Annotated in this window: 14 protein-coding genes; 2 read left to right on the top strand and 12 right to left on the bottom strand. The window is 63.7% G+C overall.

What is annotated here, in order from left to right; all coding sequences use genetic code 11:
- Positions 1-86 precede the first annotated feature (86 nt).
- From J2W49_RS12710 to J2W49_RS12665, 10 genes are all read right to left on the bottom strand, one after another.
- Positions 87-2,147, bottom strand: a complete 2,061-nt coding sequence (locus J2W49_RS12710; RefSeq protein WP_310316382.1) for an oxidoreductase — start codon at positions 2,145-2,147, stop codon at positions 87-89.
- Positions 2,148-2,156: 9 nt separating this feature from the next.
- Positions 2,157-2,690, bottom strand: a complete 534-nt coding sequence (locus J2W49_RS12705; RefSeq protein WP_310316380.1) for a DUF5943 domain-containing protein — start codon at positions 2,688-2,690, stop codon at positions 2,157-2,159.
- A gap of 156 nt (positions 2,691-2,846) precedes the next feature.
- Positions 2,847-3,641, bottom strand: a complete 795-nt coding sequence (locus tag J2W49_RS12700; RefSeq protein ID WP_310317317.1) for a glycine betaine ABC transporter substrate-binding protein — start codon at positions 3,639-3,641, stop codon at positions 2,847-2,849.
- A gap of 159 nt (positions 3,642-3,800) precedes the next feature.
- Positions 3,801-4,772, bottom strand: a complete 972-nt coding sequence (locus tag J2W49_RS12695) for a dipeptidase (protein ID WP_310316376.1) — start codon at positions 4,770-4,772, stop codon at positions 3,801-3,803.
- A gap of 23 nt (positions 4,773-4,795) precedes the next feature.
- Complete coding sequence (locus tag J2W49_RS12690) at positions 4,796-6,070, bottom strand: serine hydroxymethyltransferase (protein ID WP_310316373.1); 1,275 nt, start codon at positions 6,068-6,070, stop codon at positions 4,796-4,798.
- 11 nt (positions 6,071-6,081) lie between these two features.
- A complete protein-coding gene (locus tag J2W49_RS12685) occupies positions 6,082-6,735 on the bottom strand; it encodes a sarcosine oxidase subunit gamma (RefSeq protein ID WP_310316370.1) in 654 nt (217 codons plus the stop codon).
- Positions 6,728-9,724 (bottom strand): sarcosine oxidase subunit alpha family protein, encoded by a 2,997-nt coding sequence (locus J2W49_RS12680; protein ID WP_310316368.1) that lies wholly within the window; start codon positions 9,722-9,724, stop codon positions 6,728-6,730. The genes J2W49_RS12685 and J2W49_RS12680 overlap by 8 nt, the downstream gene beginning before the upstream one ends.
- Positions 9,721-10,029, bottom strand: coding sequence for a sarcosine oxidase subunit delta (locus J2W49_RS12675; RefSeq protein WP_310316365.1), 309 nt, complete (start codon positions 10,027-10,029; stop codon positions 9,721-9,723). The genes J2W49_RS12680 and J2W49_RS12675 overlap by 4 nt, the downstream gene beginning before the upstream one ends.
- A gap of 1 nt (position 10,030) precedes the next feature.
- Positions 10,031-11,290, bottom strand: coding sequence for a sarcosine oxidase subunit beta family protein (locus tag J2W49_RS12670; protein WP_310317314.1), 1,260 nt, complete (start codon positions 11,288-11,290; stop codon positions 10,031-10,033).
- Between the two features lie 447 nt (positions 11,291-11,737).
- Positions 11,738-12,649, bottom strand: a complete 912-nt coding sequence (locus tag J2W49_RS12665) for a LysR family transcriptional regulator (protein WP_310316359.1) — start codon at positions 12,647-12,649, stop codon at positions 11,738-11,740.
- 100 nt (positions 12,650-12,749) lie between these two features.
- On the opposite strand from J2W49_RS12665, the gene J2W49_RS12660 reads away from it, so the two are divergent.
- Positions 12,750-13,079, top strand: coding sequence for a nuclear transport factor 2 family protein (locus J2W49_RS12660; protein WP_310316356.1), 330 nt, complete (start codon positions 12,750-12,752; stop codon positions 13,077-13,079).
- Positions 13,076-13,858 (top strand): SDR family oxidoreductase, encoded by a 783-nt coding sequence (locus J2W49_RS12655; protein WP_310316353.1) that lies wholly within the window; start codon positions 13,076-13,078, stop codon positions 13,856-13,858. Before J2W49_RS12660 ends, J2W49_RS12655 begins: the two co-directional genes overlap by 4 nt.
- A 333-nt stretch (positions 13,859-14,191) precedes the next feature.
- Here the strand turns inward: J2W49_RS12655 and J2W49_RS12650 are convergent, their stop codons facing one another.
- Complete coding sequence (locus tag J2W49_RS12650; protein WP_310316352.1) at positions 14,192-15,223, bottom strand: zinc-dependent alcohol dehydrogenase; 1,032 nt, start codon at positions 15,221-15,223, stop codon at positions 14,192-14,194.
- A gap of 569 nt (positions 15,224-15,792) precedes the next feature.
- On the bottom strand, positions 15,793-16,083 hold the full coding sequence (locus J2W49_RS25745) for a DUF6959 family protein (RefSeq protein ID WP_405001018.1): 291 nt from the start codon (positions 16,081-16,083) through the stop codon (positions 15,793-15,795).
- Between the last annotated feature and the right edge of the window lie 328 nt (positions 16,084-16,411).

The raw sequence follows: 16,411 nt of genomic DNA, 5'->3' as shown, positions 1-16,411 counted from the left end.
CATGAACAAAAGACGCTCAGCCTCTCAAGTGCCGCCCCCCTGGAGGGGGGAGACGCGAAGCGGCGCAGGGAGTGCTTCCGTTTCATCTAGAAATCCTTGCACAGGCGCAGCGAGTCGTAGATCGCGGCGTGGATGTTGTGCATCGAGACGCAATCGCCGACGCGGTAGAGCAGAAAGTTCCCGTTGCCGGTGGACAGGCTCAGGCCGGGTTGCGGCAGCGCGTCGTACAAGGCGTCGATATCGGTCTGGCCCTTGTTGAGCGAGAGCGGTTTGAGCTGGCCGTACAGCGCGTCGTTGGGCAGGATGCCGTTTTCGATCACCACCTGGTCCACGGCGCGCTCCTCCAGCGCCTCGGTGTATTCGTTCTTCAGCACCGCGATCAGCTTGTCGCCTTCGCGGTAAACGCGTTCCAGCCAGAAGTTGGGGGTCTGGATCACGCCGTTGGCGTAGAGCTGGCGGTAGAAGATGGGGAAGGTGGTGCCGCCCACGTCGTCGGCCACCTTGACGTCGGGCGTGACGATCTCCACCAGCTTGCCGCGCGCCGCGATGAAGTCGGCCACACCAGTGCCAGCGTGGGTGCTGATGCTGTCGTAGACCAGCACGTTTTCACCGGGTGCCACCGCGCCCGACAGGATGTCCCAGCTGCTGACGCACAGGCCTTCTGCAGCCCCCCAGGCAGGCGTCTGCCCGGTGTGGGGCACGCCGCCGGTGGCCAGCACCACGATGTCGGGCTGCTCGGCCTGGATCATCTCCAGGGTGGCGGCCACGCCCAGCCGGCGGTCCACGCCCAGGCGCACGGTCTCCATGTCGAACCAGCGGATGATGCCCGCCATCTGCTCGCGCTTGGGCGGTTTGGCGGCCAGGTTCACCTGCCCACCCACCACGGTGTTTTTCTCGAACAGCACCACCTCGTGGCCGCGCTCGCGCGCCACGCGCGCAGCTTCCAGGCCAGCCGGCCCGGCGCCCACGACCACCACCTTGCGGCGCACACCCTGGGTTTTTTCAATGGTGTGCGGCATGGTCTGCTCGCGGCTGGTGGCGGCGTTCTGGATGCACAGCACGTCCAGGCCGTTGTACTGGCGGTCGATGCAGTAGTTGGCACCCACGCACTGCTTGATCTGGTCTTCCTTGCCGTCGCGGATCTTGATGACCATGTGCGGGTCGGCGATCTGCGCGCGCGTCATGCCCACGAGGTCCACCATGCCGGTGGCCAGGATGCGTTCGGCCTGCGACGCGTCGCGAATGCTTTGCGCATGCATCACCGGCACCTTGGAGACCGATTTGATGCCGGCGGCCAGATGCACAAAGGGCTCGGGCGGCAAGGCCATCGGTGGCATGCAGTTCACCAGCGTGTTGTGGGTGTCGGCGCCCGAACCCACCACGCTCAGAAAGTCGATCAAACCGCTTTCGGACATGGCCTGGGCGATCTCCTTGGCCATGTCGTGGCTGATGCCGTCTTCGTGGAATTCGTCGCCGCACATGCGCAGGCCGACGCAGAAGTCAGACCCGACCTGTTCGCGCACGGCCTGCAGCACTTCCATGCCGAAGCGCAGGCGGTTCTCCAGACTGCCGCCGTATTCGTCAGTGCGGTGGTTCACACGCGGGCTCCAGAACTGGTCGACCAGCTGCTGGTGCGCAGCGGAGATTTCGATGCCGTCGAGCCCGGCATCTTTCACGCGCTTGGCGGCGCGGCCGTAGTCGGCCACGATGCGGCGGATCTCTTCGATTTCAATTGTCTTGGCGTTGCCGCGGTGCACCGGCTCGCGAATGCCCGAAGGGCTGACCAGGTGCGGCCAGTCGAAGCCGTGCCAGGCATTGCGCCGACCCATGTGGGTCGCCTGGATCATCAGCTTGGCGCCATGCTTGTGCATGGTCTCGGCCAGCGTGGCCAAAGGTTCGATTACAGAATTCGTCGCCAGGTTGACCGAGCTCCACCACGACCAGGGGCTGTCGCGCGACACCGGGCTGGAGCCGCCGCAGATCGCAAGGCCCACGCCGCCCTTGGCTTTCTCTTCGTAGTAGCGGATGTAGCGCTCGGTCGGGTGGCCGCCTTCGGCGTACACCTCGGCATGCGCGGTGCTGACGATGCGGTTGCGCAGCAACACCTGGTTCAGGCGCAGGGGCTCAAACAAATGCGGATAGCGCATGATGAATATTCAGAGTGGGCTGACCGTGAACTCGCAATGGCCGTGGCCCTCAGCCGCGCATTGCGTCTCCTGGCTGGTGGTGCGCACCGCCGAGCCGCTGGTCTCCAGCACCCAGTCCATGGCGCCCGAGAACCAGCCGGCGAACAGGTAGCAGACCTTGCTATGGTCCACAGGCACACCGGCAATGCCTTGCGCGAGCACGAACACCGAGTGCGCCAGCTTGATGCGCGCGTGGCCGGTGGCGGCGTCCGCTTCGATGAAGGAAAACAGGCCCCAGCCGCGTTGCGACAGGCGCTTGAGGTAGTGCTCATACACGGCCATGCCGCTCAGGCCGTGGGTGGCGGCTTCCTGCTGGCACCAGAAAAAAGCCGAGCGATGCCCGGCCTTGTACAAGGCTGGTGCGTAGACCTCACGCCCCACCACGGCTTCGGTCTCGACATGGTTGTTGACGAAGAAGTGCCGCGGCACATAGATCATCGGCAGACCGTCGGTGGTCCAGATGCCGGTCTGTGCATCGACGTCAATCGGGAGTTGCGGATTCATCTCTGGGGTCTCGTGGTGGTTTTGTATTCGTGAAAAATCTCGGGGCGTGCACGCAGCGGGAACGCAGGTAACACCTACCCTGCCCCGTTCTTCCTGTTCACAGTGCGGGACTGCACCGGTTTGCACAGACCGCAGCGCGGCCTGTGCGCCGGGGCCTCAGGAAACCCAGCCCGCCACGCGCTCAGGGTTTTCGGCGATCCACTTTTCGACAGCCTTCTCGGGCTTGAATCCGCTTTCGACGGACAACATCACCGCGCCGATTTCCTCCGGCTTCCAGGAGAACTTCTTCAGGAAGGCCACCACCGCAGGCGCCTTGGTGTTCAGGCCCGGGTTGATCACGCTGTCCACATGTTCTTCGGCGCCGTAGACGTTCTTCGGATCTGCCAGGAAGCGCAGCTTGTACTTGGCGAACATCCAGTGAGGGATCCAGCCGGTCACGGCGATGGATTTCTTCGCGCGGTAGGCGCGGTCGAGTTCGGCTGCCATGGCCGGGCCGGAGCTGGGCAGCAGGCGCATCTCCAGACCATAGGCCTTGATGGCTTCTTCGGTCTTGCGCATGACACCGGCACCTGCGTCAATGCCGACGATGCGGTTCTCGAAGTCGGCGCGGTGATCGTTCAGGTCGGTCAGGCTGGTGGCCTTGACGTAGTCAGGCACGATCAGGCCGATCTTGGCGCCGGGGTAATTGGCACCGACGATTTCCACCTTGTCCTTGAAGTTGCTCAAGTAGGACTCGTGCGTGATCGGCAGCCAGGCCGACAGCGTCATGTCCAGATCGCCACGCGCCACGCCTTGCCACATGATGCCGGCGGCCAGCGGCACCAATTCCACCTGGTGGCCCAGCTTGCTGCGGATGATGGCCGCAGCCAGGTGGGTGGTGGCCACGCTGTCAGACCAGCCGTCGACGAAGCCGATCTTGAGCGTGGGTTTGGCCTGGGCAAAAACGCTCATGCCGGACGCCGCCAGCGCGGACACGCCCAGCGTTTGTGCCAGAAATTTGCGGCGAGCGCGGACGGAAGAACTTTTCGGTTGGGTCATCATGGGAACACTCCTGGTTGAAAAAGGAAACGAGAACAACGTCTGCCGGGAGCCAGAGCCTGTCAACAGGCCCTAGGCACCCCACACTTCAGCAAAAACACGGAGCCAGTTGCGCCCCATGACCTTTGTGATCTTGTTCGCCGGCCAGCCAGCGCGTTCCATGGCCGCGGTCAGGTTGGGCATTTCGCCGATGGTTCGAATACCCAGCGGGTTCTGCACCGTGCCGAAGTTGGTCAGGCGCCGGCCGCGGCCCTTGTCGTGGGTGATGTGGTCGAAGAAGTCCTGGCCGTAGCCTTGCGTGTGGTCGGTTCCCACACCCACGCAGTCTTCGCCCACCAGGTTGATCACGTAGTCGAGTGCTTCCACGTAGTCGTCCACCGTGGCGTCCGTTCCGCGCTTCAGGAATGGCGGGAACATGGTGACCCCGATGAAGCCGCCGTGGTCGGCGATGAAGCGCAGCTGTTCGTCGCTCTTGTTGCGCGGGTGCTCCTTCAGACCGGCGGGCAGGCAGTGGCTGTAGGTGACCGGCTTTTTGGATTCGAGGATCGCTTCCTCGGAGGTCTTGGCGCCCACGTGCGAGAGGTCCACCATGATGCCGACGCGGTTCATCTCGCCGATCACCTCGCGCCCGTAGCCGGAAAGCCCCCCGTCGCGTTCGTAGCAGCCGGTGCCAATCAGGTTTTGCGTGTTGTAGCAAAGCTGAACGACCCGCACGCCCATGTCGGCAAAGGCTTCCACGTAGCCCAGGTGGTCCTCGAACGCGTGCGCGTTCTGGAAGCCCAGAATGATGCCGGTCTTGCCGTCCTTCTTGGCCTGCTCGATGTCGGCGGTGCTGCGCACCAGCGTGAGCAGATCGCTGTTGGCGCGGATCATCCCCTTCATCTGGGCGATGTTGTGGACGGTGCTCTTGAAATCGTCCCACACCGACACGGTGCAGTTGGCGGCGGTCAGCCCGCCTTTTTTCATGTCCTCGAAGACCTCCCGGTTCCACTTCGAGATGATCAGTCCGTCGATGATGATGGCGTCTTGGTGCAGAGTGCTCATGGCAATGTCCGGTGGGCGGGGTTTCAGGCGTAGAGGGGGAAGCGGGCCGTCAGCGCTTTGACCCGGGCGTAGACCGAGGCTTCGGTGGCGGCGTCACCGTCTGGATTCGTTTTCAACTGGTTGAAGACTTCCAGCATCAGGCGGCCGATCTCTTCAAACTCGGCCACGCCAAATCCGCGCGTGGTGCCCGCTGCGGTGCCGACGCGGATGCCGGAGGTGATGGTCGGCTTCTCGTCGTCGAAGGGGATGCCGTTCTTGTTGCAGGTGATGCCGGCGCGCTCCAGCGCCACTTCGGTGGTGTTGCCCTTCAGGCCCAGCGGTCGCAGGTCGACCAGCAGCAGGTGGTTGTCGGTGCCACCGGTGACCAGATCCAGACCACCTGCCTTGAGCACCGCGCCCAGCGCCTGGGCGTTGGCCACCACTTGTTCGGTGTAGGCCTTGAAGCTGGGCTGCAGCGCTTCGCCGAAAGTCACCGCCTTGGCGGCGATCACGTGCATCAGCGGCCCGCCCTGCGAACCGGGGAACACCGCCGAATTGATCTTCTTGGCGATCTCGGCATCGTTGGTGAGGATCACGCCCCCACGGGGACCGCGCAAAGTCTTGTGGGTGGTGGACGTAGTCACATGGGCGTGCGGCACCGGGCTGGGATAGACGCCCGTGGCCACCAGGCCGGCCACGTGCGCCATGTCCACCATCAGGAAGGCGCCGACCTTGTCGGCAATGGCGCGAAAGCGCGCCCAGTCGATGGTGCGCGGGTAGGCAGAAAAGCCCGCGATGATCAGCTTGGGCTGGTGCTCGACGGCCAGGGCCTCGACCTCGTCGTAGTCAATCAATGAATCTGCGCGGCGCACGCCGTATTGCACCGCCTTGAACCACTTGCCCGACAACGCCGGCTTGGCGCCGTGCGTGAGGTGGCCACCGGCCGAGAGCGACATGCCCAGCACCGTGTCGCCGGGCTGCACCAGGGCCAGCATCACGGCGGTGTTGGCCTGCGCGCCAGAGTGGGGTTGCACGTTGGCGAACTCACAACCGAACAGCTGGCGCAGGCGATCGATGGCCAGGCTTTCCACCACGTCCACATGCTCGCAGCCGCCGTAGTAACGCTTGCCCGGGTAGCCCTCGGCGTATTTGTTGGTGAGCACCGATCCTTGTGCTTCGAGCACGGCGCGCGAGACGATGTTCTCGGAGGCGATCAGCTCGATCTGCTCGCGCTGGCGCTGCAACTCGTGGCCCATCGCGGCATTCACGGCCGGGTCGGCCTGGGCCACACCGGCGGAAAAGAAACCTTCAGTCTGCATGGTTCGCTCTCTCAGACAATTTCGAACAAGGGGGTGAACATCGGGTCGGCGCATTGCGCCGGGGTGGTGATGCACAGGCGGTAGGGTTGGGCGGTGCGTTCCAGCAGGCGCCAGGTGTAGTCGGCGAAGCTGCGGCGGAACACCAGCACCACGCCCGCTTCGTCGGTGCGCACCACGGTGAACCCGGTCTTGGAGGCCACGGTGCTCGCACAGCGGCCCACTGCCAGGCTCTCGAAGTCGTAGGGCCCGAGCTGGCGCAGCAGCAGCATGTGGTCGGGCCCGGCGACGCGCAGCGCCGTGAGGCCGCCGCTGTTGTCCACCACCTGGGCGAAAACGTCCTGCAGTGCGGAGGTCAGCGCGAGCAGCAGCGCCTGGCGTTCCGATCGTTTGCAGACCAGCAGCCATTCGTCTGGCGAGACCCACAGCACCGCACCGGCGGGGGTGGACAGCGCCGTCATCGGCTGGGTCGGCAAAGTCTGGCCCAACACGCCGGCCACACGGGCCATGAAAGCGTCGTCGTCGGGCTTGCCGCGCAGCACGATATAGCCCATGTGAGGCAACTCGCTCATGACCACCCGGTTTTGCGGGGCGGGCGCGGCGGCGCGCTCAGGCAACTTGAAGGCGTGCAACGGCGATTCCAGCATCACGTTCGGCGGATTAAACATTTTGACGATCGCCTTTCACATCCACGAACACGCTGCCACTGACCTTGGCCGGTGTGACCTTGCCATGGGCGTGCACATACAGGGTTTGTTCCTTGCGCTGCAGGCCACCAGCGACCACAGCCATGGCGATGGAGCGGCCAAGGAAAGCGCTGTGGTAGCTCGATGTCACATGGCCCAGCATCTGGTTGGTCGTGCCGGTGGTGGCGCTCTCCATGATTTGCGCACCCTCGATCAGCACAGTGCCCGGGTCCTCGGGCAACAGCCCCACCAGCTGCTTGCGCCCTTCGCGTGCCGTGTCGCTGCGCGACAAGGAGCGCTTGCCCAGGAAACTGAACGGCTTTTTCATGCCCACCGCCCAGGCCATGTCCAGGTCCAGCGGGCTCATCGATCCATCGGTGTCCTGGCCGACGATGATGAAACCCTTCTCAGCGCGAAGCACGTGCATGGTCTCGGTGCCATAGGGTGTGATGTCGAACTCCGCGCCAGCGGCCATCACCATCTCCCACAGCGCGCGGCCATAGCCGGACTCCACGTTCAGCTCATACGACAGTTCACCCGAGAAGCTGATGCGGAACACCCGCACCGGCAGGCCACCCACCGTGCCGGCGCGCCAGTCCATGAACTTGAAGTTGTCGGGCGACAGGTCGATGTCGGTGCACAGCTTGGCCAGCACGGCCCGTGACTTCGGCCCCACCAGGGCGATGGTGGACCAGTGGTCGGTCACCGAGGTCATCCAGACTTTGAGCTCGGGCCATTCGGTCTGGTGCCAGCGCTCCAGCCAGTTCAGCACCCGGGCCGCGCCACCGGTGGTGGTGGTCATGTAGAACTGGTTCTGTTCGATGCAGGCGGTCACGCCGTCGTCCATCACCATGCCGTTTTCATCCAGCATCAGGCCGTAGCGGCATTTGCCCACGGCCAGTTGGCTCCAGGCGTTGGCGTAGATGCGGTTCAGGAACTCGCGTGCATCGGGGCCATCGATCTGGATCTTGCCCAGTGTGGAAGCGTCCATCACCGCCACACCATGGCGGGCCGCCAGGCATTCGCGGGCGACCGCAGCATGCAGGTCTTCGCCGGCTTTTGCAAAGTACCAGGGGCGCTGCCACTGGCCCACCGGCTCCAGCGCCGCACCGCGATGCACGTGGGAGGCGTGGATGGCGCTGTAGCGGTTCGGGTCGAACAGCTCTTCGCGCATGGTGCCCGCCAGCGCGCCCAAGCTCACCGGCGTGTAGGCCGGGCGGTAGGTGGTGGTGCCGACCTCATTCACCGGGCGCTTGAGCGCGCGGGCGGTGATGACGAAACCGTTGACGTTGGACAGCTTGCCCTGGTCGGTGCCGAAGCCCAGCGCAGTGTAGCGCTTGACGTGCTCGATCGAGTGGTAGTTCTCGCGCACCGCCAGTTCGATGTCGGCGGCGCTGACGTCGTTCTGGTAGTCCACAAAGGCCTTGGCGCCCGCGCCTTCGGGTTTGCCGTCCGGCAGGCGGAACATCGGACGAAAAGCCAGGCGCGGGGGTGCAGCGCAGGAAGGGGTTTGCAAGGGCTCACGCTTGCCACAGGCGCTCAACACCTGCTGCATCGCCTCGGTGGTTTGCACCAGCGCATCGGCCAGCTCGAACGCACCGGTCACCGAACCGACACAGGCCACGCCTTTGCGCCCGGTGCGCGGCGCCACAAAGGCGGCCACCGACTCGTCCCACTGCGGGCGGCTGCCATCGTGGCAGAACAGGTGCACGGTGGGCGACAGGCCGCCGGAACTCAACACCACATCGCAGGCCACGTGAACACTTTTGCCAACGACTTCGTCGCGGTTGGCGTGCAAGGGCACCAGGTTGACGCCTTTGACTTCACTGCCTCCGGTGACTTCGGCAATGCCATGGCCGGCCATCACGGTGTAGCTGTCGTTGCGGGCCATGGCGTTGTGGCGCACATCGGCCACCGTGACGGCAGCGCCCGCTTTGGCCAGGCCTTCGGCACAGTCGTGGATCAAATCGCTGGTGCCGCAGATGACCACCCGCTGGCCCACGAGCACACCGTAGCGATTCAGATAGGTCTGGCCTGCGGAGACGGTCATCACGCCCGGCAGGTCGTTGTTGCCGAACACCAGCGGGCGCTCGATCGAGCCCGTGGCCAGCACCACCTGGTGCGCGCGGATCTTGTGCATGCGCTGGCGCGGCAGATGGGTCAGGCGCTGCGACGGCGCGAGATGGTCCTGCACCAGTTCCACGGCTTGCACCAGGTTTTGCTCGTACATGCCAAAGGCGGTGGTGCGGGTCAGCACCGTCACGTGCGGCATGTCGGCCAGGGCGGTTTTCACCGACCGGATGTAGGCATCGCTGCCGCGACCATCGATCTGCACCTGCGGCACGGACAGCAGCCAGCCGCCCAGTTCATTCTGTTCGTCCAGCAGCACGGTCTTGAGTCCGGCACGGCCCGCCTGCAACGCGGCCAGCAGGCCGCAGGCGCCACCACCCACCACCAGCACGTCCACGTGGTGGTGCAGGTGGTCGTAGTTTTCCGGGTCCGGTTCCGTCGGTGCGTCGCCAAAGCCAGCGAACTTGCGGATCACGGTTTCATAGAACGGCCAGAGCTTTCGCGGCCACTTGAAGGTCTTGCTGTAGAAGCCCGCCGGCATGAAGCGCGCACCCTGACCGAACACCGACTTCAAATCGAAGTCCAGCGAAGGCCAGCCTGAGGTGGAGCGGGCGATCAGGCCGTCGTACAGCTCGACCTGGGTGGCCTTCACGTTGGGCACGGTGAGTGCGCCCACGCCCAGTTGCACCAACGCGTTGGGCTCTTCCGCCCCGGCACCGATGATGCCGCGAGGGCGGCCGTATTTGAAACTGCGTGCCATGCGGCGCACGCCATTGGCCAACAGCGCCGACGCCAGCGTGTCGCCAGGATGGCCTGCGTACTCGCGGCCATCGAATGTGAACCGGATCGTGCGCGTGCTGTCAATGCGCGCTCCGGTCTGTGCAACCCGGGTAGCGGTCATATTGCCTGCTCCTTGGCCATGTCTTCCAGGAACAGGGTCTTGCCTTCGGCCAGCGTCCAGCTGCCGGCGATTTCGTAGGTGGCGGTGTTGCGCTTCACGGCAAACACCTTGCGGCAGCCAGCCGTGTGTTGCCACTGCTCCCAGAACCACCCCTTGGTGTTGCGGCGCATGAACACGTAGTCGCCCCAGGTGGCGTCGTCCACGGCTTCTGGCTGGAGCGGGCGCGGAATGTAGGCTTCGCCGGCATGGCTGAACTCTTCTTCGTCCCGTGTTTCGCCGCAGTGCGGGCAATGAATCAAAAACATGTCAGTGGGCGACGCCTGCGGCGCCGTGTTCGTCGATGAGGTGACCCGAATGGAACCGGTCAACAGAGAAGGGTTTGGCCAGCGCGTTCGGCGCGCCCTGGGCCAGCATGTCGGCGAACACATGGCCCGATCCCGGCGTGGCCTTGAAGCCGCCCGTGCCCCAGCCGCAGTTGAAGAACAGGCCTTGCACGGCGGTCTTGGAAATGATCGGGCAGGCGTCAGGCGTCACGTCCACAATGCCGCCCCACTGCCGGTTCATGCGCACGCGGGAGAATTGGGGGAAAAGCTCGATGATGGCTGCGGCCGTGTGCTCGATCACGTGCGGGCTGCCGCGCTGGCCATAGCCCACGTAGCTGTCGATGCCTGCACCAATCACCAACTCACCTTTGTCGGACTGGCTGAGGTAGCCATGCACGGCGTTGGACATGATCACCGTGTCGATCACGCGCTGCATGGACTCGGACACAAAGGCCTGCAGCGGGTGGCTTTCCAGCGGCATGCGCAGACCGGCCATCTTCGCCAGCACCGACGAATGACCGGCGGCCACACAACCCACGCGCTCGGTCTTGATGGCACCCAGGCTGGTCTGCAGCCCGCGGATCCTGCCGCCTTCAATGTCCATGCCGGTGACTTCACAGCCTTCGATCAGGTCCACGCCCAGGCGGCTGGCGGCGCGCGCAAAACCGCGGGCCACGGCGTCGTGGTGGGCGATGCCGGCACGCGGTTGCCAACTGGCGCCCAGCACGGGGTAGCGACGGCTGCGGCTGCAGTCCAGTTGGGGAATCTTTTCTTTCACCTCCTGCGCGTTGAGCACATGGGCATCAATGCCCTGCAAGGCGTTGGCATTGACCCGGCGTTCGATGTCGCGCATGTCCTGCAAGGTGTGACCCAGGTTGAACACGCCGCGCTGGCTGAACATCACGTTGAAGTTCAGGTCTTCCGTCAGGCCCTCCCACAGTTTGAGCGAGTGTTCGTAGATCGCCGCCGACTCGTCCCACAGGTAGTTGGAACGCACGATGGTGGTGTTGCGTGCGGTGTTGCCGCCACCCAGGTAACCTTTTTCCAGCACGGCGATGCGCCCGACTTGGGGGTGGTTTTTGGCCAGGTAGTAGGCCGTGGCCAGGCCGTGCCCGCCGCCGCCGACGATGACCACGTCATAGGACGGCTTCAGCGCAACCCGCTCCCAGGCGGGTTCCCAGGTCTGGTGGTTCTTGAAGCCATGCTTGAGCAGACTCCAGAGTGAGTAATGTTGACCGCGCATGTTCGCTTGTGTTGAGGCCCAAAAGATCTGGCGCCATTGTTGGATCTCGCCGCCACGCGAACTTGCGCCAACCGGACGCGCAATGGCCAAATTCCGACATGGCACCGGGCATTGGGGACAACCCGGGGGCCGAAAAAGCGAGCAGCCAGGCGCTTGCGCGCCCGTCATCAGGGCAGCCACTGAGACCTGCCAGTCGTGCATCAACAGTTGCGAACCTGGCAGGGAGCCGTCGCCATAGAGAATGGCGAAATCGAAGCGCTCCTTGCGGAACTCGGTGTCCCAGATCGACGTGGCCAGTTCGATGTCGACGTCGATTCGCGCGGCCGCCCGCTGCCGCAGGCATGGGATCAGCCAGCGGGCTGCCAAAGCAGGCATCGCCAGGATCTTCACAGTGGGGCGACCACTGGCGGCGTGTGCCAGGCTGATGCAGGTCGAGGCCTTGGACCGTCAACCGGGTAAGGACAGGTCCCGATCCAACATGCAATCAATGAAAGCACCCAGTACCGCTGATCGGTGACGGCGGTTCGAGTAATAGAGGAACAGCCCCGGCCGCGTGAATGACCAGTCCGCGAGGACCTGCACCAGCCGACCCTGATCAAGATGCTCATCCATGCGTTCAAGGTCGAAGACATAGGCAATGCCCAGTCCCTCCAACGCAGCGCCGACACCGGTTTCTGAATGGTTGGTGATCAGCGGCCCATCCACCGCGACGTCAAGCCGCCGTCCCTTCTTCTGAAACTCCCAGTGATAAGCACGGCCGTCCGCCTGCAGTCGCCAGTTGATGCAGGCATGGCTATGCAGGTCGGTGGGTGTACGCGGTGTGCCACGGTGTCTCAGGTAGTCCGGCGAGGCGACCGCCTTCATCTTCACGTCCGGCGTCAAGCGCACGGCAATCATGTCTTTTTCCAGCCGCCCGCCCACGCGGATACCCGCATCGAAGCGGCCGGCGACGATATCGCTCAGCCCGTCGTCGACCACGATGTCCAGTGCCACGTCTGGGTGCGCACGATGAAACCGGCCAAGGCGTGGCGCAATGACCTGTCGCGCGGCCATCCCCAGCGTATTGATACGCAGTGTTCCGCTCACCTGTCCCGCAGCGGCACTGGCCTCGGCCACTGCGTCGGCCATCTCGCGAAACAGCGGTGCGATGCGGGCGTAAAGCTGCTCTCCGCTGGCCGTTGGCGCCACGCTGCGCGTGGTGCGGTTCAACAGACGCGTGCCCAGCCGGGCTTCGAGCAGCCGGATGGTCTGGCTCAGGGCTGAGGGCGAAAGGCCCAAATGTGCTGCCGCGCGCGCAAAGCTCTCGCGCTCGACCACCGCTGCAAAGGCCTTCAGTTCAGCGAACTCGGATCCACGCATTCTGTATCGTTTTCTACATAAGCTGTGCAAATTTTAGGTCATTCACTAAACCAATCCGCAGATGCATTCTGTGCACTTCATCAACCCAGGAGTTCGAAAAATGACCACTCTGATCCTGCCCGACCCCATTGCCGCCTACTTCGCGGCTGACCAGAAGGCACCCGAAACCGTTGCCCGCTGCTTCACGGCACAAGCCACCGTGAGAGACGAGGACAAGACCCATTCCGGCCGTGACGCCATCGCCGCATGGAGGTCGGAGGCGGCGGCCAAGTACACATACACGACTGAACCTTTCGAGCTCGATGTGAATGATGGCCATCCCGTCGTCTGTTGCCATGTGGCTGGCAACTTTCCTGGCAGCCCGGTCGACCTTCGGTACCACTTTCGCCTCGAACGCGGCTTGATCGCATCACTGGAGATCGCCCCATGAGCTTCGACCTTCAACTGCAAGGGCTGCGAGCGCTGGTAACCGGTGGAACCAAAGGTGTGGGCGCGGCCGTCACGCAAAGTCTGCTCGATTCGGGTGCGCGGGTGATGGCCACGGCACGTTCCGTACCTGCGTCTTCGACCCCGGACGTGATCCATGTGGCCGCCGATCTCTCCACGGCCGAAGGGGCGACGGAGGTGGCGCAGGCGGTTCTCAGACACTGGGGTGGCGTTGACATTCTGGTCAATGTGCTGGGGGGATCCAGCGCGCCGGGCGGGGGCTTCGCGGCCCTGGACGACGCCCAGTGGGCCAACGAGCTGAACCAGAACCTGATGCCCGCCGTGCGCCTTGACCGTGCATTGCTGCCAGCCATGCTGGCCCAAGGCTCAGGCGTCATCGTGCACGTAAGCTCGATTCAGCGCCTGTTGCCGCTGCCGGAGTCGACGACCGCCTACGCGGCGGCCAAGGCAGCCCTGTCCACCTACAGCAAGGCATTGTCAAAGGAGGTCACACCCAAGGGCGTTCGCGTGCTGCGCGTCTCGCCCGGATGGATCGAGACTGAAGCCGCCGTGGCGCTGGCAGGACGCCTGGCCGCCGAGGCTGGCACGGACTACGAAGGTGGCAAGCGGATCATCATGCAGTCGCTGGGTGGTATCCCGCTCGGGCGGCCGTCCAGGCCGCAGGAAGTCGCTGACCTGATCAGCTTTCTGGTGTCACCGCGCGCAGGCTCAATTTCAGGTTCGGAGCACTTGATTGACGGGGGCACGGTGCCGACTGTTTAGGAGCACGCCGGTCACGAAAATTATGGGAGTTTCGCGGCAAAAGTTACCGGCTGCTCAGGCTGGTTGCGGTCAAACGATTTCGGTGACGAGAGTTTTTCGAGGCGCCGTAAATCGGCCGTTCACCTCTCAGGTTCGCAAGGGACCCCTCGACCACCTGAACCGGTCGCTCGACAAGATCGACGTGTGCAAGCTACGAGAACGACCGCATACACCGAAGACGCAACGGACCGGATGCAGGCGCCTGGCTGAACCGGTCGATGGGTGGTTCAAGCGTGCAAACTGCAAGCGCCGTGCCCCCCGGGTGAGCGCGGGTGTCACACCATGGAGCGATTCCTAGACCCCGTCGGCGATGCGCATCACGATGCGCCCCTCGACGTCGCCGGCTTTCAAGCGCGCGAGGATCGCGTTGACGTTGTCGAGCCGGTCTTCGGCGAAGGTCGTGTGCACCTTGCCTTCGCCAGCGAACGCAAGCGCCTCCTGCAAGTCCTTTCGCGTGCCGACGATCGAGCCGCGCACGGTCTTGGCGTTGAGCACCATGTCGAAGATCGGCAGCGCGAAGTCGCCCGGGGGCAGGCCCACCAGCGCCATCGTGCCGCGCTTGTGCAGCATGCCCAGCGCCTGCGAAAACGCGGGCCGCGACACCGCGGTCACCAGCACGCCATGGGCGCCGCGTATGGCGCGCTGCACTTCCTGCACCGGGTCTTGTGTTTTTGCGTTGATCACCATGTCGGCGCCCAGGGACGTTGCCAACGCCAGCTTGGCATCGTCGATGTCGACGGCGATGACGTGAAATCCCATCGCCTTGGCGTACTGCACCGCGAAGTGGCCCAGGCCACCGATGCCGGAGATTGCGACCCAGTCGCCGGCCTTGCAGTCGAGCATCTTCAAGCCCTTGTAGACCGTGACGCCAGCGCACAGCACCGGCGCAATCTCGGCGAAGTCCATGTTCGCCGGCAGGTGGCCGATGTAGCCGGGATCGGCCAATACGTACTCGGCATACCCGCCGTTGACGGTGTAGCCCGTCATCTGCTGCTCGTCGCACAGGGTTTCCCAGCCGGTGATGCAGTGCTCGCAGTGGCCGCAGGCGGTGTGCAACCAGGGCACGCCGACACGGTCGCCTTCCTTGATGCCTTTGACGCCGGCACCGAGCGCGGCCACGAAACCGACGCCTTCGTGGCCAGGGATGAAGGGCAAGGCAGGCTTGACGGGCCAGTCACCTTCGGCGGCGTGCAGGTCGGTGTGGCACACGCCCGAGGCGACCACCTTGACCAGCACCTGACCGGGTGTGACTTCGGGGACCGGCACTTCTTCGATCCGCAAGGGCTGGCCGAAGCCGTGGACGACGGCGGCTTTCATCAGTGTCATGGTGATCTCCAGACGAGTTGGATGGATCGCACAATCCGCAAGACCGCGCGATCCTGGGCGTCCAGCCTCCCATACGGCGGTCCTTGAACGAACGACTGGGCCGTGATGAAGCGGCACAGCACGAAGCTGGCAAGGTGCGCCGAATCGCCACCTGTGTCTGTGTGCCAGCGCACACGCAGCGTGTGTCTTGAGTTTCCTGGGTTATGAGCTTGAGATATTTGCTGTGTATACCCAGCGATCTAAGTTGATGCTAGCTGAGGTTGATCGACCTATGCAGTCATTCACGGCTTACAAATCAATGACTTGCAGCAACGTATGACAGCGCGACCAGCATCACCATATGACACCAAGCAGGAACGGCAGAAGCCGGACGACGTCGGTGTGTCACATGCAACACCTGAAAGGCCCTCATTCATGTGCGTTGTAGCCAGCAGAGCACTCGACCTTTGGGCTCCTCCCACCCCTTTTTGAACAGGCTTTGCTCCAGACGAGACCTCTTCAGAATTATCCGAAACAGCGCCTCACGGCTGAATCACCCCGGGAAGGAGACGGTTAACCCCGAAGTGTTCTTATGGCCGGAGATACGGCAACCCGATACCATGCTTCGCGCATACATGTTCGTAGTGTTCAAGCGCCTCTGCCAACTGATCTTTCATGTCGTCAAGCTCGGCCGACAGGTCATCCAGGTGTCGCGCATTAAGCGACCGAACGACTTCGCCCAGCCGCCCAACAAGCCCGTGCAAGGTATCGCCCTGGACCACAATCCCTGGGAATGCCCGATCTGGTAGCTGGACAACAGCAAAATTGATTGGCCTACTCAGAAGGCGTATCGCTTGGTTCGTTGAATTCGAATCGCTCATTTCGGCTTAAAAGTGATGTGGGGTTTGTCGGTATCCACAGTCCCCCTGTGGAAGTCCTGGTTACGCGGTTCGCCTATGCCTCGCGGCCCCTCCGGTGTTGATTCATCAACACAACTGAGCCAGTGATCACGTCGAATATTGAGCCACTGGGTTGATGGATGTTCTGGCTACTCGGTTGTGGATAAGGGCGGATTCAAGTCTGAAGATGGCATGGTCCGCCCACCTACAGCGCTGCTGCTGAAATGAGGCTGCCATCGGTCGACGGTGGGACCTCGCAGATACGGCATCCGAGTGCCAAAGTGGAGGTTCTTGCAACCACTTGATCTGG

This window comes from Hydrogenophaga palleronii (assembly GCF_031457455.1).
Taxonomy (GTDB): Bacteria; Pseudomonadota; Gammaproteobacteria; order Burkholderiales; family Burkholderiaceae_C; genus Hydrogenophaga; species Hydrogenophaga palleronii_A.
Note: the sequence above shows the minus strand (reverse complement) of the source record. Positions and strands in the feature narration are given on the sequence as shown.

Excerpts from the sequence above, each read along its gene's own strand:
- J2W49_RS12710 (WP_310316382.1), bottom strand. The coding sequence starts at position 2,147 with ATGCGCTATCCGCATTTGTTTGAGCCCCTGCGCCTGAACCAGGTGTTG.
- J2W49_RS12705 (WP_310316380.1), bottom strand. The coding sequence starts at position 2,690 with ATGAATCCGCAACTCCCGATTGACGTCGATGCACAGACCGGCATCTGG.
- J2W49_RS12700 (WP_310317317.1), bottom strand. The coding sequence starts at position 3,641 with ATGAGCGTTTTTGCCCAGGCCAAACCCACGCTCAAGATCGGCTTCGTC.
- J2W49_RS12695 (WP_310316376.1), bottom strand. The coding sequence starts at position 4,772 with ATGAGCACTCTGCACCAAGACGCCATCATCATCGACGGACTGATCATC.
- J2W49_RS12690 (WP_310316373.1), bottom strand. The coding sequence starts at position 6,070 with ATGCAGACTGAAGGTTTCTTTTCCGCCGGTGTGGCCCAGGCCGACCCG.
- J2W49_RS12685 (WP_310316370.1), bottom strand. The coding sequence starts at position 6,735 with ATGTTTAATCCGCCGAACGTGATGCTGGAATCGCCGTTGCACGCCTTC.
- J2W49_RS12680 (WP_310316368.1), bottom strand. The coding sequence starts at position 9,724 with ATGACCGCTACCCGGGTTGCACAGACCGGAGCGCGCATTGACAGCACG.
- J2W49_RS12675 (WP_310316365.1), bottom strand. The coding sequence starts at position 10,029 with ATGTTTTTGATTCATTGCCCGCACTGCGGCGAAACACGGGACGAAGAA.
- J2W49_RS12670 (WP_310317314.1), bottom strand. The coding sequence starts at position 11,290 with ATGCGCGGTCAACATTACTCACTCTGGAGTCTGCTCAAGCATGGCTTC.
- J2W49_RS12665 (WP_310316359.1), bottom strand. The coding sequence starts at position 12,649 with ATGCGTGGATCCGAGTTCGCTGAACTGAAGGCCTTTGCAGCGGTGGTC.
- J2W49_RS12660 (WP_310316356.1), top strand. The coding sequence starts at position 12,750 with ATGACCACTCTGATCCTGCCCGACCCCATTGCCGCCTACTTCGCGGCT.
- J2W49_RS12655 (WP_310316353.1), top strand. The coding sequence starts at position 13,076 with ATGAGCTTCGACCTTCAACTGCAAGGGCTGCGAGCGCTGGTAACCGGT.
- J2W49_RS12650 (WP_310316352.1), bottom strand. The coding sequence starts at position 15,223 with ATGACACTGATGAAAGCCGCCGTCGTCCACGGCTTCGGCCAGCCCTTG.
- J2W49_RS25745 (WP_405001018.1), bottom strand. The coding sequence starts at position 16,083 with ATGAGCGATTCGAATTCAACGAACCAAGCGATACGCCTTCTGAGTAGG.